The organism is Okeania sp. SIO2B9, from assembly GCF_010672505.1.
GTDB lineage: Bacteria > Cyanobacteriota > Cyanobacteriia > Cyanobacteriales > Microcoleaceae > Okeania > Okeania hirsuta.
The window spans coordinates 1-5,208 of record NZ_JAAHGK010000471.1; the positions used below are offsets into that span (position 1 = coordinate 1).

Genomic DNA, 5,208 nt, shown 5'->3' on the forward strand with positions numbered 1-5,208 from the left:
TCGATTTTCCCATTTATTAAAATATTTAGGGTCTTCACCATTCGTTGCTAAAAATCTAATAAAATTATATTGAGTCCGATTAGTATCTTGATATTCATCTACTAAAATATGGTTAAAATGTTTATGCCAATAAGCCAATACTTGTTCATTTTGCCGAAATAATTCTACAGGTATTCTGATTAAATCGTCAAAATCAAGAGCATTATTAGCTGCCAAATTATCTTGATAAATACCGTAAACTTCAGCAATTACCCGCCCCCGATAATCTGGTTCTGACCTTTGATATTCTAGAGGCGACATTCCCTTATTTTTAGCATTGCCAATAGCATATCTAACCGAACGAGGTTCAAATCTTTTGTCATCCAAATTGAGCTGTTTCGTAACAATTTGCTTAATCAAAGTTTGAGCATCACTTTCATCAAAAATAGAAAAATTTTTATCCCAACGACGTTTTTTTTCATCCTGATACTTGTTAATATCAAAACGCAGAATACGAGCGCAAAGACTATGAAAAGTTCCCATCCATAAATGTTTCGTAATACTTTTATAGACCTGCGATCGCAACTTAGTCTGTTCTTCCAGTGTTAATGCTGAGAATGGTTTACCATATTTTGCTTCTGCTTGTTGCCCAGCAAATAGCTTTTCGATCCGCTCCTTCATTTCCCGCGCAGCTTTATTTGTAAATGTCACCGCCAGAATATTTTCTGGATGTACCCGATGATGACGTATTAGATGGGCCACGCGATAGGTGAGCGCTCTAGTTTTGCCAGAACCAGCTCCTGCCACAACTAGCATTGGTCCGCAGAAATGTTGTACTGCTTGGCGTTGCGATAAATTTAGCTCACTCAGAAAGTCAGTAGTTTGCATAGTTGGGTAATATTATAATTACGCTCGTAGTAGGGTTTTAGCCCCATAAATACTTATCTTAGGGCTAAAGCCCTACTACAAACAAAAACTTTACCGAATAATTAATAATTACTCCAACAAGCGTAGGTTGGGTTGACGCAGGTTAGCGCCAGCTTATCCGTTAGGATAAACCCAACAATAGTAAAGCTTTTTTAGATTTCACTATTGTTCTACCTAACCTAAATTTTTAGGCGTTTCAGTCCAACAGTCCAAATAACAATCAATTCAAAACTCCCATAAAAAACGGACGAAATAACTCACAAGAGAGACTTGCCCGATTCCGGGACGGATCGCTTTGCGAATCGCCTTCCAAATGAACCAACCCCATGTTTTGCAACTGATAAGCAAGGGATACTTTTATACGTATGGGTTTGGGGTTGTTCACAATTTCACTAAAAATAGGCAATAATTCATCGTAGCGTTGCAGGTTCCACCATTGTTGTTGTAGATGTTCTCCATAAAGAGAAGTTGCGCTCTGGGAATTGTCTAAAAGTTCTTCTAGGGTTATAGTTTGTTGCTGTAGGTAATAAAACGCCAACTGCAAGCGATAGGGATGTCCGCCCAGAATAGTAATAAGTTGCTCGATTTGTTGTTCGGTTATTTCTTGTTCGTAGCGCTGTGCTAGATCCTGCACTTGAGCTGGAGTAAATTCAGGTAAATTAATGACTAACCCAGTATTAAACAGAGAAGGATTAATCGACAGAGGCATCATAATTTCAGTAGAATGAACTGTCACCAGTCGCAGCTTTTGCCAAGGATTACTTTCTGCTACCCCTGCTGTAGCTTGCTCAGACCAGGTTCGCAGAAGTTGGAGAAATTCACGAGCAATATCTGGGTAGGCAAAAAGCTGATTGAGTTCATCGATAGCTATGATCAGAGGTCGATCTAGGTTTGCTAAGATAATATCATTGAAGTAGTCAGTGGCCGTTGATTTGCTACTTAGGGAGTTATCCCAACAGTCGGCTATCTGATTGTCCGCCATCGCCTACGGCGATGGCGCATTGAGAAATCCTAGTTCCTTGCTAACTCTAGTACATATCCATTGTAGGAAGCGTTTTAAGTTCTGTAAAATCTCACCATCGGCCAGTTGTAAGTTCAGATAAACAGTTTGATAGCCCAGGTATCTTGCATAATGCAAGATACGGCTCATCAGGGAAGTTTTGCCCATTTGCTTGTGGGCGCGGATGTTCAACAGTGTACCTGCTTCCTGGATACCTTCGTAACAGAGGGACTCGATGATGGGATTGCCAATATAAAAGATAGAATTTAGGGCGATCTGTCCTCCTGGTACTGTTGGCAAACGATGTTGCAGATCGTTATTGTGATTGAAGCATTTTTTTGATTGGGGGGGATTGCTACCATCGCCAAGCATATCGAAATGATAATTGCAGGCAGGTTCTGGGATTAAGCAGGTTTGAGCAAACGGCATTGAGTTAATTTTTGTCCGATTATCTTGATGGGAATTTAGGTAGAGATAGTCCTCCTCTATCAAAGTGAGATTAAAAGCATGGAAGCAACACTTCAAAGTCCGTTTATCAACTCCTGACGAGCGGCCAAAAACTTTGCTGAGAGTATTGGGAGTCAAACCTGTTTCTTCACTGAGATATTCTAGAGTGTAGCGCTTAAAATGTTGCTCAATTTCTGCCTTAGCTTTTGCTTGATTGAGTTTTTTTAAGCCTTGAATAGTTAAAACTACGCCTCGTCGGCGTACATTGTTGGTCATGGTTATGATATTCTTTTATGGCTTTGTTGCATGAAAGTTAGGATAGAACTCAGTTCTGCCCTCTAGGATTGCAGTTTTATCTGATTATTATAGATTCAAACAACCTTCAGTTTGCACTCCAACAAAGCCGTTTAATTGGATAAATAAATGTATTTATTGGGTCAATAAAAAAGCTTGAATTCAAGAAAATAAAACCCAGAAATATTTTTTTTACACTAGCAATGATTACAATTAATTCAATAAATATATCAATTTAGGTATTTTAAAATCTATAATTTATATTTTTCAAGATAATTACTTACTAATTAAAACTAAAATTTAGACTAAATTTATTCTTGATTTCAGTATGAAATTATGGCTAATTATTTACCAATTATATGAGAATTGTACTTATCCCACATTTCTCAGTATAAACGTTAAAAATTCAGCATTTTTGTTAAGTTTGAAATGAAAAATACAGTGCTTAACTTTTAACTTTTTAGTTTTTCCAAAGTTAAATAATTTTCTCCCCAATGGTAGCCTTAAGTTTTTGATTTCAGTATAATTTGCTGTTGGAAATCCCTAGCACTCAACCCTTAACTTTTTTCTTAAAATTGTAATCTTTGGTGGTATTTAGAGCAGAAAGCCAGCATGATATAAAAAAATCAAATTATTCTACAAAATCAATAAAGGATAACTTTCATGCCTGCAATTGATACCACACCATCCAAGGTGGCAACCACTGCTTTACAAGGTATTCCATTCTCTTCACTGATTGGAGGACCTTTAGATGCTGCTGTTAACGCTCAAATACAGTCTGCAAAAGGAACTATAGACTTTATCCAGAATGTGGGTATGACCGGACCTCCGGATAATCGAAAGGCAATCCAAGTGGAGTTTATCTATTATGCTGATGGACGAGAAGCAAAACTGATTGTCCCGCTTTTGACAATTTTGCCCATTCCTTACTTGGCTGTAGACTCAGTTGATATCAACTTTAAAGCAAGTATTAATGCGTCTTCATCAACCTATGCAGAAACTTCAACTCAAGAAGAAGCCCAAGCTGGGGGCAGTGCAGAAGCCTCCTTTGGATGGGGGCCTGTTTCTGCTAAAGCTAGTTTTGATGCGAGTTACTCCAGCAAAAAGGATTCTAAAGCAACACAAGAATCAAAATACTCGGTTGAGTACACGATGGATCTCCATGTTCATGCTGGTCAGGAAGATATGCCTGCCGGTCTGGCAAAAGTCCTGAACATTCTAGGTGATAGTATTACACCTAGTGCTAATAAACCCACTATACAAGTAGCTCCTGGAACCCTAGTTGCTAACGATCCTACAAAAGGTCCTCAAAACCTTTTGGTGACAGCCATTTTGTTTGATGAAAAAGCTATGCGTGCTGCAGGGAAAGAGATTGACGTTGCTCGAAGCGATAATACTCCTCCTACTAATATCGAAGTTAAATTCGGTGAGGCAGAGACTGGTAAGTTTACAACCGATGACGATGGTACTGCAGAAATTCAGATTACAATTTCAGTAAAAGCTGATGCTAAAGGAACTACACCAGCGCAGCGAGTGAAACTCAAGTTGACATCTTCAAACCCTGCCGCGTCAAAGATTGCCACTTTGGTTATTCCTGAATTTACTGTTCCTGAGTCTGAACCAGGTTCCGGCGGCTAAGACTCGTAAGCATCTTAACCACAGCGGTTTTCATTTCAGTAGACCACAGTAGGAGCGAATGGCTATGTGCTAACGCAAAGCTGCCGCTTTATATTTCGCGGAGGGTTAACGTTTGCGGAGCATTCCGGAACGGAAAGTTGTGCGTTAGCTAAACGCCCCTACAGGGTTTTGGTCATGACAATGTGGCTCATCAATCTGAAAAGCGCTGCAGGTTACTAAAAAGCAGCAATCTAATCTATTTGGAACTTTAAATATATAGATTGCTGCTCCCTTTCCTTACCTAATAATTAAGGTTTAAAGCCTCTTCTTTACAGGAGAAACAAAAAAAAATTTTCCTTTGAGTCAATCTTCTCCTTGAAAAGAAGAGGTAATAATTAATTATTAATTGTTGAACTATGGTCAATTAAGCCTGAAAATTAGTTTTCTCTAGCTATTTCCAATCTCAAAATGGGTATTCGATATGTTACTTAGAAAAGTTGTTAGCGCAATTCTCACTGACTTTGTGGGTGCTCAAGACTTGTCTAATGAATATGCAAGTCAAATTAGTCGAAAATATAAACAGTACAGAAACGGGAAAGAAAATATCTTAAACAACTTTGAGTCACCCGTCAGTCTGCTCAAAGAAATTGATTTAGAACTAAAGTTTACTATCATAGATATAGATGAGATTAGTAGTGACGCACTAGATATTGAGGAGAGTTGGGGAAACTGTAGAAATATTGCAGATGAAGTGATTAAACCTGTTATTAGAGAGATGCAAGCCTTGATTGGCACCATACTCCAGGATATACCAGGTCTAGTCAGTTCAGACGATCAGATTCGATCTACCTTGCTCGAAACAGATGCTCCTGAAGACAGGCAGAATACTCGAGTACAAAATCTCCAAAATCTTTGGAGCAGCATTAGAAATAATTTAGACAATG

General features: G+C 38.5%; 3 protein-coding genes and 1 pseudogene. 2 read left to right on the forward strand and 2 right to left on the reverse strand.

Annotated elements, in window-relative coordinates:
- Both F6K13_RS17090 and F6K13_RS17095 read right to left on the reverse strand, forming a co-directional pair.
- On the reverse strand, positions 1–867 hold an 867-nt coding region (locus tag F6K13_RS17090; protein ID WP_287287878.1), incomplete at its 3' end, for a UvrD-helicase domain-containing protein.
- Between the two features lie 259 nt (positions 868–1,126).
- Positions 1,127–2,629: pseudogene (locus F6K13_RS17095) on the reverse strand (AAA-like domain-containing protein).
- Between the two features lie 681 nt (positions 2,630–3,310).
- Here F6K13_RS17095 and F6K13_RS17100 point away from each other — a divergent pair.
- Positions 3,311–4,285 (forward strand): DUF2589 domain-containing protein, encoded by a 975-nt coding sequence (locus tag F6K13_RS17100; protein ID WP_287287879.1) that lies wholly within the window; start codon positions 3,311–3,313, stop codon positions 4,283–4,285.
- Positions 4,286–4,745: 460 nt separating this feature from the next.
- Positions 4,746–5,208 (forward strand): hypothetical protein (locus F6K13_RS17105; protein ID WP_287287880.1); only part of this gene is annotated, 463 nt, incomplete at its 3' end.